This window comes from Marinobacter sp. CA1, from assembly GCF_020546665.1.
GTDB lineage: Bacteria > Pseudomonadota > Gammaproteobacteria > Pseudomonadales > Oleiphilaceae > Marinobacter > Marinobacter xestospongiae.
This window is the reverse complement of the sequence record NZ_CP071785.1, coordinates 3,670,633-3,685,039: the sequence shown is the minus strand read 5'-3', so window position 1 is coordinate 3,685,039 and position 14,407 is coordinate 3,670,633. Positions and strand designations below refer to the sequence as shown.

Annotated in this window: 12 protein-coding genes and 1 other RNA gene; all 13 read left to right on the top strand. The window is 62.6% G+C overall.

From position 1 onward, the window contains the following. The first annotated feature begins 35 nt into the window (after positions 1 to 35). The 13 genes from rsmI to murC all read left to right on the top strand — a co-directional run bounded on the left by rsmI (position 36) and on the right by murC (position 14,399). Positions 36 to 911 (top strand): 16S rRNA (cytidine(1402)-2'-O)-methyltransferase, encoded by an 876-nt coding sequence (gene rsmI, locus J2887_RS16870; RefSeq protein ID WP_227172256.1) that lies wholly within the window; start codon positions 36 to 38, stop codon positions 909 to 911. A 38-nt stretch (positions 912 to 949) separates the two neighbouring features. Further along, an RNA gene (rnpB, locus tag J2887_RS16865) (RNase P RNA component class A) lies at positions 950 to 1,299 on the top strand. Positions 1,300 to 1,751: 452 nt separating this feature from the next. Next, positions 1,752 to 2,204 (top strand): division/cell wall cluster transcriptional repressor MraZ, encoded by a 453-nt coding sequence (gene mraZ / locus J2887_RS16860; protein WP_248167095.1) that lies wholly within the window; start codon positions 1,752 to 1,754, stop codon positions 2,202 to 2,204. Then, a complete protein-coding gene (gene rsmH / locus J2887_RS16855) occupies positions 2,201 to 3,187 on the top strand; it encodes a 16S rRNA (cytosine(1402)-N(4))-methyltransferase RsmH (protein WP_227172254.1) in 987 nt (328 codons plus the stop codon). Before mraZ ends, rsmH begins: the two co-directional genes overlap by 4 nt. Position 3,188: 1 nt before the next feature. Beyond that, positions 3,189 to 3,596, top strand: coding sequence for a cell division protein FtsL (gene ftsL, locus J2887_RS16850; protein WP_227172253.1), 408 nt, complete (start codon positions 3,189 to 3,191; stop codon positions 3,594 to 3,596). Between the two features lie 36 nt (positions 3,597 to 3,632). After that, the gene (locus tag J2887_RS16845; RefSeq protein WP_227172252.1) at positions 3,633 to 5,366 is read left to right on the top strand and encodes a peptidoglycan D,D-transpeptidase FtsI family protein; all 1,734 of its coding nucleotides are present in this window, start codon (positions 3,633 to 3,635) and stop codon (positions 5,364 to 5,366) included. A gap of 4 nt (positions 5,367 to 5,370) precedes the next feature. Then, positions 5,371 to 6,855, top strand: a complete 1,485-nt coding sequence (locus J2887_RS16840; protein WP_227172251.1) for a UDP-N-acetylmuramoyl-L-alanyl-D-glutamate--2,6-diaminopimelate ligase — start codon at positions 5,371 to 5,373, stop codon at positions 6,853 to 6,855. Beyond that, positions 6,852 to 8,231 carry a UDP-N-acetylmuramoyl-tripeptide--D-alanyl-D-alanine ligase gene (locus J2887_RS16835; RefSeq protein ID WP_227172250.1) on the top strand — a complete coding sequence of 460 codons (1,380 nt, stop codon included), beginning with the start codon at positions 6,852 to 6,854 and terminating at the stop codon, positions 8,229 to 8,231. The genes J2887_RS16840 and J2887_RS16835 overlap by 4 nt, the downstream gene beginning before the upstream one ends. Next, positions 8,216 to 9,301, top strand: coding sequence for a phospho-N-acetylmuramoyl-pentapeptide-transferase (mraY, locus tag J2887_RS16830; RefSeq protein ID WP_227172249.1), 1,086 nt, complete (start codon positions 8,216 to 8,218; stop codon positions 9,299 to 9,301). Before J2887_RS16835 ends, mraY begins: the two co-directional genes overlap by 16 nt. Positions 9,302 to 9,352: 51 nt before the next feature. Further along, positions 9,353 to 10,696 carry a UDP-N-acetylmuramoyl-L-alanine--D-glutamate ligase gene (gene murD / locus J2887_RS16825; protein WP_227172248.1) on the top strand — a complete coding sequence of 448 codons (1,344 nt, stop codon included), beginning with the start codon at positions 9,353 to 9,355 and terminating at the stop codon, positions 10,694 to 10,696. Continuing rightward, a complete protein-coding gene (gene ftsW / locus J2887_RS16820; protein WP_227172247.1) occupies positions 10,693 to 11,886 on the top strand; it encodes a putative lipid II flippase FtsW in 1,194 nt (397 codons plus the stop codon). The genes murD and ftsW overlap by 4 nt, the downstream gene beginning before the upstream one ends. Then, entirely contained in the window at positions 11,879 to 12,961 is a 1,083-nt protein-coding gene (murG, locus tag J2887_RS16815; RefSeq protein ID WP_227172246.1) for an undecaprenyldiphospho-muramoylpentapeptide beta-N-acetylglucosaminyltransferase, read from the top strand. The genes ftsW and murG overlap by 8 nt, the downstream gene beginning before the upstream one ends. After that, the gene (gene murC, locus J2887_RS16810; RefSeq protein WP_227172245.1) at positions 12,954 to 14,399 is read left to right on the top strand and encodes a UDP-N-acetylmuramate--L-alanine ligase; all 1,446 of its coding nucleotides are present in this window, start codon (positions 12,954 to 12,956) and stop codon (positions 14,397 to 14,399) included. Before murG ends, murC begins: the two co-directional genes overlap by 8 nt. Positions 14,400 to 14,407 lie beyond the last annotated feature (8 nt).

The following is a 14,407-nucleotide window of genomic DNA, read 5'->3' as shown; positions in this document are numbered from 1 at the left end:
GGCGGTCATCGGGGCTGCAGCAGGAGTGTTCAGGCGTGAGTGAGCGACAGGCAGAGCGGGGAGGGCAATCCCGGGCGGGAGTGCTGTACATCGTGGCGACACCGATCGGTAATCTCGACGATCTCTCAACAAGGGCGGCCAAGATATTGTCGCAAGTGGATTTTGTGGCGGCTGAGGATACCCGGTACAGTGGCCGGCTGCTGCAGCACCTGGGGCTGAGCAAGCCGATGGTCGCGCTCCATGACCACAACGAGCGGGATCGCGCGGGTGGACTTGTTGATCGGCTCCAGGCCGGGGAGTCAGCGGCCCTGGTGTCAGACGCCGGAACCCCGCTGATTTCCGATCCGGGATACGTGTTGGTACGTCAAGCTCGCGAGCTGGGCGTGCAGGTGGTGCCGTTGCCGGGCCCTTGCGCTCTGGTGGTGGCGTTGAGTGCCGCTGGTCTCCCCACCGATCGCTTTACCTTTGCCGGCTTTCTGCCTGCCAAGTCCGGTGCGCGTCGCACGGCGCTGGAAGCATGGCAGCGGGAGACGGCCACCATGGTGTTCTATGAATCGCCGCACCGGATTGCCGATACCGTTGCCGACATGGCGTTGGTGTTTGGCGAAGACCGGGAAATGGCCATCGCCCGCGAGCTGACTAAAACCTATGAGTCGTTTTACCACGGTACCGCCGGACAGTTGCTGGAGGTACTGCGGGAGGACGCCAATGCCCGCCGTGGCGAGTTTGTGGTGATGGTTCGGGGGGCGCGGGATGTCGAGCCGGGTGGCGATCTTGATGTGGATCGGCTGCTGGCGCTGTTGTTGCCTGAATTGCCGGTAAAAAAAGCCGCGAAGATCGTGGCGGAGGTCTCCGGGGTGTCTCGCAATGAGCTCTACCAGCGGGCTCTGGCGTTACGGCAGGAGCGGTAATGCTTGCGCCTGGGCGGTCGCGGGGGTATGGTCTCGCCTGAGTTCGCCAGACAGTCGCCGCCAGTTCGCTGGGGGAGGAAAGTCCGGGCTCCATAGGGCAAGGTGCCAGGTAACGCCTGGGCGGCGCGAGTCGACGGAAAGTGCAACAGAAAGTATACCGCCTAAGCGCCTCAGGGCGCCGGTAAGGTTGAAATGGTGCGGTAAGAGCGCACCGCGTGACTGGCAACAGTTCACGGCGATGGTAAACCCCACCTGGAGCAAGACCAAATAGGAATCCAACGGCGTGGCCCGCGCTGGATTCGGGTAGGTTGCTTGAGGCCTGTGGCGACGCAGGCCCTAGATGAATGACTGTCCACGACAGAACCCGGCTTATCGGCGAACTCGCAATTAACCATCAGAGGCACCCAGCGTAACCCGCAGTATGTGATTCCCGTAGGTCTCCCGACGCCTTCCTAATAGCCAAATATTCTTAAACTTACACCGATTCCTGCGGTTTCAATTGCAGGTAATTGATTTGGTTGTCTTTCTTATCTTTAATCTCGCCCGTTTTCTCCTCGAAAGCTCGTAACTCCTTGTCATTAAAGAAAGTTTTGTGACCGTGTCGTTCCTGGTGGCGCTTGCATTGTGTTTGGCGTGTTTCTATAGTGTGCAAAAGTGGGAAAAAGTGGTTGGAAGTGGTTTTTAGTGGGTTTATGAGTCGGGATGTGGTGTTTTGGTGGTACTGGCTGCGCCCGGGGCTCCTGGGGCTTGCGTCTTTATCTGTGACGTCTCAGGGCTCAGAACGATTGACCGGTTTCCGCCACCCACCCCGTGTGTGCCCTCAAGCGCTGGCAAGCAATGATGAGCAATTTTCTCGGCAGTCATGCCATCAATATGGATGCGAAGGGTCGCATGGCGATCCCCGCAAAGCTGCGTGAGGAGCTCGCACAGCTTTGTGATGGCCGCATTGTATTGACTGCCAGCGCGACCGGCGATCGCTGCCTGATGGTCTACCCGGAGCCGGAGTGGGCCGCCGTCGAAGAACAGATCAATGCGCTTCCCAGCATGAAGAAGGCCGTTCGGCGACTCCAGCGCACCGTGTTGGGGTATGCCACCCGTCTGCAACTGGATTCGGCCGGCCGCGTCCTGGTGCCGCCGACGCTGCGGGATTACGCCAAGCTCGACAAGAAACTGATGCTGGTGGGCCAGGGCAAAAAACTGGAGCTTTGGAGTGAAGAGCATTGGTTCGATTGGCTTGATGAAGCCGCTGATGATGACGAGATGCCTCCCGAGATGGAGGCTCTGGACCTATGACTAGCCGGCCGACAGAGCACGCGGACGGTCAGCAGCTACACCGTTCCGTGCTTCTGGACACGGCGGTTGACCTGCTGATCACCAACCCGGAAGGGCGCTACATCGACTGCACGTTCGGGCGAGGCGGTCACAGCCGGCTATTGCTGGCGCGCCTGGGGGCTCAGGCCCAGCTTCTGGGGATCGACAAGGACCCGGAAGCCATCGGCTTTGCTGAAACGCTGGCGACTGAGGATGCCCGTTTCCGGCATTTTCATGGCTCTTTCGCAGAGCTGGTATCAGCCATGGATGAGCAGTCCTGGGCAGCGGTGGATGGGGTGCTGATGGATTTGGGGGTGTCATCGCCGCAGCTGGACGATGCCGCTCGCGGCTTCAGCTTCTTACGGGACGGTCCTCTGGATATGCGCATGGACACCACCCGTGGTCCCAGTGCCGCGGACTGGCTGGCGTCGGCCGAAGAGAAAGAAATTGCCGATGTGATCTGGCGTTATGGCGAAGAGCGTTTCTCTCGCCGTATTGCCCGGTCAGTGATCAACCAGCGCCAGGAGGAGCCCCTGCAGACCACGCGGGCACTGGCGGAGCTGGTGAGTGCCGCGGTGCCGAAGAAAGAGAAGCACAAACACCCGGCCACCCGAACCTTTCAGGCCATCCGGATCTTTATCAACCGGGAGCTGGAGGATCTGGAGCAGGGACTGGACGCGGCGGTATCGAAACTGGCCCCCGGTGGTCGTCTGGTGGTGATCAGCTTTCACTCCCTCGAGGATCGCATCGTCAAGCGATTCATGCGGGATCTGGCCCGTGGTCCGCAATTGCCGAAAGGGCTGCCGGTTATGGCCAGTGAAGAGCAGTCCGCCTACCGGTTGGTGGGCAAGGCGATGAAGGCGGAAGTGGGTGAAGTCAGTGATAACGTGCGGGCTCGCAGCGCGGTAATGCGGGTGTTGGAAAAGCGCAGCGATATGGCGGAGAACGCCGGGGAAGGAGCGTAAAATGGGAGCGGTGACCCTGGAACGCCCGGTTAAGGCGACCAAGCTGAACCGGGATGCGGTCAAGGCCGGGTTTTCCAGCGCGTATCGGCTGTCGCGGCGGATTTTTGTCTCGCTGGCACAGCGGGACCTGGTGATTACCCTGGGCCTGGTGGCCGTGCTAATCGCTTCGGCGTTGGGCGTGGTGGTCAGTGCGCACACCAATCGTGGGCTGTTTAACGAGTTGTCCACGTTACAGGATCAGCGTGATGCCTACCAGCGGCAGTGGAGTCAGCTGCTGCTGGAGCAGAGCGCGTTGAGCGCCCACGGACGGATTGAGCATCTGGCGGGCGACAGTCTGGGCATGGTCGTGCCCGGCAAACAGGACATCGTGCTGGTTCCGCTGGCGTCGCCAGCGGCTGGTGGCAGGTAGTACACACAATGACAGCGATCTGAGCAGGTACGGCTTGTGTCAGCACCACAACAGCAACCGACATGGCGTCAACGACTGACCGCCGGGCTAAGAGCCTGGCGGTTTGGTTCTGTTGTGTCTGTGTTTCTGGTGCTGGTGACGGTGCTGGCCTGGCGGCTGGTAGACCTGCACGTGGTTGATCAGGAGTTCCTGCGACAGCAGGGCGACGTCCGCACGATTCGGGTGGAATCGGTAGACGCCCATCGCGGCATGATCACCGATCGCTACGGCGAGCCGCTGGCGGTTAGTACGCCGGTGCAGACTGTTTGGGCCAACCCTTCGGAAATGGACCCGGAAGATCCGCGTTTGGCTGCCGCGGCCCGTCTGCTGGGGATTCCCGAAGGTGAGTTGCGTGAGCGGTTGCGGCGGTACGCCGAACGTCGCTTCATTTATCTGGAGCGCAAAATGCAACCCAGCGTGGCGCGACAGATTCTGGAATTGGGTATCCCCGGGGTTTATGGGCGCCGTGAGTACCAGCGTTTCTACCCTGCTGGCGAAGTAACTGCTCATGTGGTGGGGTTCACCAACATTGATGAACAGGGTCAGGAGGGGATGGAGCTCTCCTACGACGACTGGCTGCGGGGAGAGCCCGGGTCCAAACGGGTGCTCAAGGACAATCGTGGGCGTGTGATCAAGGATCTGTCGCTGATCCGTGACGCCAGCCCGGGTCAGGATCTGGTGCTGAGCCTGGATCTGCGTCTGCAGTATCTGGCGTACCGGGAGCTCAAGGCGGTAGTCACCGCCCATAAGGCGCACGGTGGCACCCTGGTGATGCTGGATGTGAATACCGGGGAGGTGCTGGCAATGGTCAACCAGCATTCCTACAACCCCAATGATCGCAGCCAGCTCAGTTCCGAGCGGTTACGCAACAAGGCGGTGACGGATCTCTTTGAACCCGGGTCACCGATGAAGGCCATTACCATGGCCGCCGCCCTGGAATCTGGGCGCTACAAGGTTTCCAGCACCATCGACACATCGCCGGGTTATCGGCGATTTGGTCGTTTTACCATTCGCGACGCCCGCAATTATGGCGTTGTCGATATGACCACGGTGATCACCAAGTCCAGCAACGTCGGTATCAGCCGCATTGCCAACGATCTTGGGGGCGATGTGGTGCGGGACCTTTACTTCCGGCTTGGGCTGGGACAGGCCACCGGCATTGGTTTTCCCGGCGAGGCTGTGGGCGTACTGCCGTCGCCCCCGCGCTGGCGCCCCGTGGAGGAAGCCACGCTGTCCTACGGTTATGGTCTGAGCCTCAACGCGCTGCAGCTGGCGCAGGCCTACATGGTGCTGGCCAATGGTGGTACCCGCTATCCGCTCAGTCTGCTGAAACTGGAGCACCCGCCCCAGGGGGAGCGGGTGCTGTCGGAACGGGTCACTGCCCAGATCCGCGACATGCTGCGGGAGGTGGTTGAACATGGCACCGGACGGCGTGCGCAGCCAGGGTTCTATTCGGCCGGAGGCAAGACCGGCACGGTTCACCTGGTGGGTAAGCGAGGTTATGAAGACAGCCAGTACAAGGCCGTGTTTGCGGGCATGGCGCCTATCGACAACCCGAGAATTGTAACCGTGGTGGCAGTCGATGCACCTCAGGCGGGTGAATACTACGGCGGTGAAGTGGCCGCACCGGTGTTCTCCCGGGTGATGAGTGATGCATTGCGACTACTGAATGTGAAGCCAGAACTGGAGCTGGGACAGCGTCCTGTCCAGCGCACCGGAGAGCGGGGTTAACGCTATGTGCATCACATCCCTGAGTTCGTTGTTGCACGGTATTGTTGAGGTACCGTCGGTTTTTGATGTCACCATTCACGGCCTGGCGACCGACAGTCGCGAGGTCAGGGCGGGAGATGCATTCATCGCTGTCGCCGGAGCCCGAACGCCTGCCGATCACTACGTTGCGGCCGCCATCGAACGTGGCGCAACCGTGGTCCTGCTGGATGTGGATGCGCCGGGTCAGTGCCGGGAGTTTCACGGCGCGTTGCTGGTGCCAGTGCCTCAACTGAAGGCTCGTCTGGGCGCCATTGCTGACCGCTTCTTTGAACATCCGTCCCAGCGTTTGCGACTGGTTGGGGTGACCGGAACCAATGGCAAGACTTCGGTCAGCCAGTACATTGCCCAACTGTTGAATGAGACCGGCACTCCCTGTGGCGTGATCGGCACCCTGGGCTACGGCATGCCGGGCCGGTTGCAGACAGCGACCCACACCACCCCGGATGTGGTAACGGTTAACCGTCTGCTGGGACAGATCCTGGCACAGCGGGGCCGGGCGGCGGCCATGGAAGTGTCGTCCCACGCCCTCGATCAGGGCCGCATCGACAACCTGTCCATGACCGGTGCGGTGTTTACCAACCTGACCCGGGATCATCTGGACTACCACGGTTCCATGGGTGCCTATGGCGCCGCCAAGGCAAAACTGTTCCGGCGCGAAGAGCTGCATTTTGCCGTCATCAATTTTGACGATCCCTTCGGTCGTCAGCTTTACGAACAATTGGACGGTCAGTGCGACCGGGTTCGTTACAGCCTGCACGAGGCCCAGACCGAGCTGTGGTTGACCCGGTTCCAGCCGGTGACGGGTGGTTTTGAGGCGTCGGTGGATGGGCAGTGGGGATCGTTTGAGATCTCCGCGCCCCTGCTCGGGGCCTTTAACGCCAGTAACCTGCTGGCGGCCATGGGCGCGGTGTTGAGTCTCGGCGTCCCGGTGATGCGGGTCGCCCAGGCGGTTGAGCGACTGACGCCTCCACCCGGGCGGCTGGAATCGTTTACCGGCGCCAACGGGGTGCAGGTGGTGGTGGACTACGCCCATACTCCGGATGCGCTCGCCAATGCGCTGGCGGCCCTGCGTCCCCATGCCCGCAAACGGCTGATCTGCGTGTTTGGCTGTGGCGGCGACCGGGATGCCGGCAAGCGACCGGAAATGGCGCGGGAAGCCGAAGCGGCCGCCGACGGCGTGATCGTGACCGATGACAACCCCCGCAGTGAAGCGCCAGAGGCGATTGTCGCCGATATCCTGGCCGGCTTTGCCCAGCCGGATCGGGTAGCGGTGGTGCACGATCGCGCGGCTGCCATTCGCCAGGCCGTCGCCCTTGCTGAGTCGGGCGACGTGGTGCTGGTGGCGGGTAAAGGGCACGAAGCCTGGCAGGAAACCGCTGGGCAGCGACTGCCGTTCAGCGATGTCGAGCAGGTGCGCCATGCCCTGTCGCTGAATGGAGGTGTGGCGTGATCCGCTCATTCTCATTGGCTGAGATCGCGTCCTGGCTGGGCGCCGATCCGGTGTCCGGGCCAGACGTTGGCGGAGTCTCCACCGACACCCGTCAGTTGGGCCCGGGCGATCTGTTTGTTGCCCTGAGGGGCGAGCGTTTTGACGGTCACCGGTTCCTGGCGACCGCAAAGGCCGCGGGCGCGGTGGCTGCGGTGGTGGATACGCTGGACGATGCGGTGGATCTGCCGCAACTGATGGTGCCGGACACGCTGGCCGCGCTTGCTCGTCTCGGCCAGGAAAACCGGCGGGGCTGTCAGGCGACGTGCGTTGCGGTCACCGGCAGCAGCGGCAAAACCACCGTCAAGGAGATGCTGGCCAGCATTCTTGGCGGCGTGGCGTCGACACTGGCAACGGCCGGTAATCTCAACAACCACATCGGGGTGCCGCTGACCCTGCTGCGGCTGGCGCCGGAACACCGTTACGCGGTCATCGAGCACGGCGCCAGCGGCGTCGGTGAGATCGCCCAGACCATTCAACTGACCCGACCCCGGGTGGGCATCATCACCAACGCCGGCGAGTCCCACCTGGAAGGTTTTGGCAGCTACGACAACATCGTGGTGGCCAAGGGTGAGCTGATTGATGGCGTGGTCGACGACGGTGTTGTGGTGCTGAACCGTGATGATGCCGCCTTTTCCCGGTGGCAGCGTCGGGCGGGGGATCGTCGTGTGCTGTCGGTCAGCCTGGCGGGTGATGCCGCGGCGGCGTTTGTCGCCAGGGATCTGACATCGGGGCCGGAAGGCCAGCGCTTCCGGATACAGGGACCGGATGGCTGGCAGGCGACGATTGAGTTGGCGTTGGCCGGTGAGCACAACGTAATGAACGCTCTGCTGGCGGCTGCGGCCTGTTACGCGCTGGAGCTGGCTCCGGAGCAGGTCGAGCAGGGCCTGGCGGCGATGGTGCCGGTGCGCGGGCGCTTGAGCCCGACCCGGCTGAACGCCGCGCTGACGCTGATTGATGACAGCTACAACGCCAATCCGTCGTCCACCAAAGCGGCACTGAAGGTGCTGGCCGGTTACGACGGAGTACGGATCGCGGTGCTTGGCACCATGGCTGAGCTGGGTCCGGACAGTCGTCGGCTGCATCAGGATGTGGGTGCCTTTGCCCGCGAGCTGGGTATCGAGCAGCTGCTGGCTGTCGGGCCTGGCTGCGAGGGCTATGGCGACGGATTTGGACAATCGACGCAGGTATTCGACAGCCATGACAAGGCTGTCGAATACCTGCTGGGCCAGGGTGGACAACCGGTTACCGTGTTGCTCAAAGGCTCTCGGAGTTCCGCCATGGAACGTGTGGCGGAGGGGTTAAAAAACAAGGTGACAGATTCATGCTGCTCTGGCTGACAGAGATTCTATCGCAATACTTTTCCGCGCTGACGGTCTTTCAGTACCTGACGCTGCGCGGCATTTTCGGGATTTTGACGGCGTTGCTGATTTCGCTGTTCATTGGCCCGTACATGATTCGCAAACTGAGCCAGTACCAGATTGGCCAGGCGGTCCGGGATGACGGTCCACAGACCCATCTCAGCAAGGCCGGCACGCCCACCATGGGGGGCGCGCTGATTCTGGTGGCGATTGCCATCAGTACCCTGTTGTGGGCCGACCTGAGCAACCGCTATGTCTGGATCACCCTGCTGGTGACACTGGCTTTCGGTGCCATTGGCTGGGTGGATGACTACCGCAAGGTGGTGGAGCGCAATCCCCGCGGGCTGCCCGCCCGCTGGAAGTACTTCTGGCAGTCAGTGATTGGCGCCTCGGCTGCGGTGGCGCTGTTCTACAGCGCCAACCTGCCACAGGAAACGTCGCTGTTTGTGCCGTTCTTCAAGAACGTGTCGCTGACTCTGGGACCGGTGTTTTTCATTCTGCTGACCTACTTCGTCATTGTCGGCAGCAGTAACGCGGTCAACCTCACCGACGGTCTCGATGGTCTGGCGATCATGCCCACGGTGATGGTGGCGGCGGCGCTGGGTATCTTTGCCTACCTGTCCGGCCATGCCCAGTTCGCCAACTATCTGCTGATTCCCCATCTGCCGGGGACCGGCGAGCTGATCGTATTCTGTGGTGCCCTGGTGGGGGCCGGTTTGGGATTCCTGTGGTTCAACACCTATCCGGCCCAGGTCTTCATGGGGGACGTTGGCGCCCTCGCACTGGGTGCGGCGCTGGGGGTTGTGGCGGTGATTGTGCGCCAGGAGATCGTGCTGTTCATCATGGGCGGGGTGTTCGTGATGGAAACCGTGTCGGTGATCCTGCAGGTGGCGTCGTTCCGCCTGACCGGACGCCGCATTTTCCGGATGGCGCCGTTGCATCACCACTTTGAACTGAAGGGCTGGCCGGAGCCGCGGGTGATTGTGCGGTTCTGGGTGATTACGGTGGTGCTGGTTCTGGTGGGACTGGCCACGTTGAAGATTCGTTAAGGGCAAAGGCCACAACCTTGTGGGTTTCACACTGAGTAATTGCGGAAGGTTATGACAGTCATCGCATCGGATCGTCGAACACTGGTGGTAGGGCTCGGTAAGACCGGGCTTTCCTGCGTTCGTCACCTGCGTCAGCAGGGGCGGGACGTCGCCGTGGCCGACAGTCGTCAGGCGCCCCCGGGGCTGGCGGAACTCCAGGCCGAATGGCCCGAGGTGCCGGTGTTTCTGGGGGCCTTCGATGCAGAGTTGTTTGCGGGGTTCAATGAGCTGGTGGTCAGCCCGGGCGTGGCGGTGGCTGAGCCGGCGATTCGCCGGGCAGCGGAGCAGGGCGCCCGTATCCGCGGCGACATCGACCTGTTCAGCGAAGCCGCCGAGGCACCGATCGTGGCGATCACCGGTTCCAACGGCAAGACCACCGTGACCACCCTGGTGGGCGAGATGGCCCGGGATGCCGGTATGAATGTGGCGGTGGGCGGCAATATTGGTACGCCTGCGCTGGAGCTGCTGGACCCGGCGGTTGAGCTTTACGTCCTGGAGCTGTCGAGTTTCCAGCTGGAGACCACGGACGCCCTCAATGCTCTGGCCGCGACGGTGCTCAATGTCAGTGACGATCACATGGACCGTTACGACTCCAAGATGGCCTACTTCCAGGCCAAGCAGCGAATCTACCGGGGCTGCCAGCACGCCGTGGTCAATCTGGACGACGCCCTGAGCACCCCCATGGCCCGGGATGGCGTGCGCTTCCTGTGCTACGGCTTCCATCGGGTAAACCCGGATACCTTCAGCACCCGGGACGACGACGAAGGCACCTGGATCACGTTTGGTTTCGACAATCTGTTGTTGGCGGAATCGCTGGCCCTGATCGGGCGTCATAACATCAGCAACGTGATGGCGGCGCTGGCGCTGGGACAAGCGGCCGGCCTGCCCATGGCTTCCATGGTCGCGACGGCCCAACGCTTTCACGGCTTGCCCCACCGTTGCGAGTTTGTTCGCCGCTGGCACGAGGTGGACTTCATCAATGATTCCAAGGGCACCAATGTGGGAGCCACTGTCGCCGCCATTGAGAGTCTGGCGCCGGCTTCCGGCAAGCTGGTGCTGATCGCCGGCGGGGATGGCAAAGGCGCAGACTTCGCGCCCCTGGCCGAACCGGTCAGCCGTCACGTTCGCGCCCTGGTGCTGATCGGGACCGATGCCGACCGTATTGCTGACGCCGTCGGTGCCGGCACCGAGGTGCTTCGGGCTCACTCCATGGCGGATGCGGTGGCCCAGGCGGCGGCGCATGCCAGTGCCGGTGATCGGGTACTGCTGTCACCGGCCTGCGCCAGTTTCGACATGTTCGAAGGCTACCAGGCCCGTGGTGAATCGTTCCGGCAGCAGGTGGAGGCGTTGGCATGACTGCGATTCCGACCCTTGCCATGCCTGTTGCTCCCGCTCGTGAATGGCGGCCATTGCCGTGGCTGCTGCTGAGCGCCGGCGCGCTGTTGGTACTGGGGATCATCATGATTTCCTCCGCCTCCATGGACATGGCGGCGGAGACGGTGGGTAACGGCTACCACTACGTAGTGCGGCAACTGATCTTTGCCGGCATCGGCTGTGTGGTGGCGCTACTGGCCGCCAACGTTCCGCTGTCGTGGTGGGAGCGCAGTGGCTGGCTGCTGCTGGGGGTTGGCCTGCTGGTGCTGGTGCTGGTGCTGACCCCGCTGGGGCGTACAGTGAACGGGTCGACGCGGTGGATTCCGTTTGGTCTGTTCAATGTCCAGGTGTCTGAAATCGCCAAGGTGTGTCTGATCGCCTACCTGGCCGGCTACATGGTGCGTCGTCGGGACGAGCTGGTGAACACCTGGTCCGGCTTTATCAAGCCCATGGGAGTGCTTGCGCTGGCGTCGGTGCTGCTGGTGATCGAGCCGGACTTTGGCGCCACGGTTGTACTGATGAGTGCGGCTCTGGGAATGATCTTTCTCAGCGGCGTGAAGCTGACCCGGTTCCTACCGCTGATTACCGGCTGCGTGGCCATTGGTGTGGCACTGGTGGTCACTCAGCCTTACCGGCTCAAGCGGGTGGTGAGTTACCTCGACCCCTGGAAGGACCAGTTCGATACCGGCTACCAGTTGACCCAGTCGCTGATCGCCTTTGGTCGTGGCGACTGGGCCGGTGTTGGGCTGGGCAACTCGGTACAGAAACTGTTCTTCCTGCCCGAGGCCCACACAGACTTTATTTTTGCGATCACGGCCGAGGAATTTGGCCTGATCGGTTCTCTGCTGGTGCTGGCGCTGATGTCCGTGCTGGTGCTTTCCGGTTTCGCCATTGCCCGCCGGGCAGAAACCTCGGACATGCCGTTTGCCGCCAGCTTTGCCTATGGCATCACCCTGCTGATCGGCCTGCAGGCGGTGATCAACATGGGCGTGAGCACCGGGCTCTTGCCTACCAAAGGGCTTACCCTGCCACTGATGAGCTATGGCGGCTCCAGCCTGCTGGTGACCTGCGCCTGCATCGGCATCCTGGCGCGGGTGGAGATGGAACGGAATGACAGGCTGGAACAGGCCGAGAAAGGCGCGCCGTCGCCGGGAGGCGCCAGCTATGACTAGTCGCCGATTCTTGGTGATGGCCGGCGGTACTGGAGGCCATGTGTTCCCGGCCCTGGCAACCGCTCGTCGGCTGCAGGCCCTGGGGCACGAAGTGCACTGGCTGGGGTCCTGTGGTGGCATGGAGGAACGACTGATCGGCGACACCGACATCCCGATGTCACTGATTGCGGTCTCCGGCCTGCGTGGCAAGGGCAAGCTGGCGTTGCTGAAAGCGCCGTTCCGGCTGTTGCGGGCTCTGTTGCAGGCGCTGGCGGTGGTCCGCAGCCTGCGTCCGGACTGTGTCATCGGCATGGGCGGATTTGTCACCGGGCCTGGTGGCCTGGCGGCCTGGCTGACCCGGACGCCGTTGCTGGTGCATGAGCAGAATGCCGTTGCCGGCCTGACCAATCGGATTCTGGCCCGCTTTGCCAAGACCGTAATGGAGGCGTTTCCCGGCAGCTTTGGTTCCGGGGTCGTCACTCGTTGTACTGGTAACCCGGTGCGACAGGATCTGGCGGAGCTGGCTGAGCCGGCAGAGCGCCTGGGAGCACGTCAGGGTCGGCTGCGACTGTTGGTGGTGGGCGGTAGCCTTGGGGCTCAGGCCATCAATCAGCGGGTTCCCGAAGCCCTGGCGCTGATGCTGGACGCTATGCGCCCCGAAGTACGCCACCAGAGTGGTGAGCGTCACCTGGAACTGGCCCAGGCGGCTTACCGCGAGGCTGGTGTGGAGGGGCAGATCGAGCCCTTCATCAAGGATATGGCGGAAGCCTATGGCTGGGCTGACCTGGTGCTGTGCCGGGCTGGGGCGCTGACCATTTCGGAGCTTTGTATAGCGGGTGTTGGCGCCATCCTGGTGCCATTTCCGCATGCGGTGGACGACCACCAGACCCGCAATGCCCAGCAGATGGTCCAGGCCAAGGCGGCGATCCTGATGCCGCAGTCCCGGCTAACCGCCGAAGGGCTGGCGGAGGCCCTGACCGAGCTCGGCAGCGACCGGAAACGAATTAATACCATGGCGGCAGCGGCGCACGCGCTGGCCCGCCCCGACGCGACGGAGCGAGTAGTGAATTACTGTCTGGAGGCGGCCAATGCCTGATGTAAACAACCCACCGCTGGTATACCAGGTGCCTGAAATGCGCCGTATCCGTCATATCCATTTTGTGGGTATCGGTGGCGCTGGCATGAGCGGCATTGCCGAAGTGCTTAAAAACCAGGGCTACGATGTGTCCGGGTCGGACATCCGTCGTGGTGCGGTGACCGACCGCCTCAGTGCGTTGGGCGTGGAGGTCTATATTGGCCATGCCGAGGGCAACAGTGCCGATGCGGACGTGGTGGTGGTGTCCTCAGCGGTGGCGGCAGACAACCCGGAAGTGGTGTCGGCCCGTGCCCGTCGGGTCCCGATCGTGCCCCGGGCGGAAATGCTGGCGGAGATCATGCGTTACCGCCACGGTATTGCGGTTGCCGGTACCCATGGCAAGACCACCACCACCAGTCTGATTGCGTCTGTACTGGCTGAGGCCGGGCTCGACCCCACCTTCGTGATCGGCGGTAAGCTCAACAGCGCCGGCACCAACGCCCAGCTGGGTGGCTCCCGCTACCTGGTGGCCGAAGCGGACGAGAGCGATGCCTCGTTCCTGCATCTGACGCCGGTGATCTCGGTGGTGACCAACATTGAAGCGGACCACATGGACACCTACGGCGGTGATGTGGGCAAGCTCAAGCAGACTTTCATCGACTTCCTCCACAATCTGCCGTTCTACGGCGTGGCGGTCATGTGTGTCGACGATGCCTACGTACGGGAAATCATTCCCCGCATTTCCCGGGCCATCATCACTTACGGCATCGACAACCCCGACGCCGACTATCGCGCCGAGAACATTCGCAGCGACGGTCTGCGATCACGTTTTCTGGTCAAGCGGCCCGGAGGCCGGTCAGACCTTGAGGTGGAACTCAAGATGCCCGGGCGCCACAACGTGCTCAACGCATTGGCGGTGATTGCCGTGGCGACTGACGAAGGCGTTGATGACGACGCCATCTGCCGGGGGCTGGCTGGTTTTGCCGGTGTCGGGCGCCGCTTCCAGGTGTACGGCGATTACCAGACCCGCAATGGCACCGTCACTCTGGTGGACGATTACGGTCACCATCCCACCGAGGTGGCGGCGGTGGTCCGTGCGGCCCGAGATGCCTATCCGGACCGGCGGCTGGTGATGCTGTATCAGCCCCATCGCTATAGCCGTACCCGGGATCTCTATGAGGATTTCGTGCGGGTGCTGTCGGACGTCGATGGCCTGTTGCTGATGGACGTGTACGCCGCCGGCGAAGACCCGGTTCCGGGGGCCGATGGTCGCTCGCTGTGCCGCAGCATTCGCCAGCGCGGCCAGGTAGAACCGGTGTTTGTTGAAGATAAACAGGACATTGAAGGGGTGCTGGCAAACACCCTCCAGGACGGCGACCTGCTGATTACTCAGGGCGCCGGCGATATTGGCGGTGTGGCGTCGCGGTTGGCGGCAGCCGGCATTCTGGCAAGTGAGTAACGGACAGT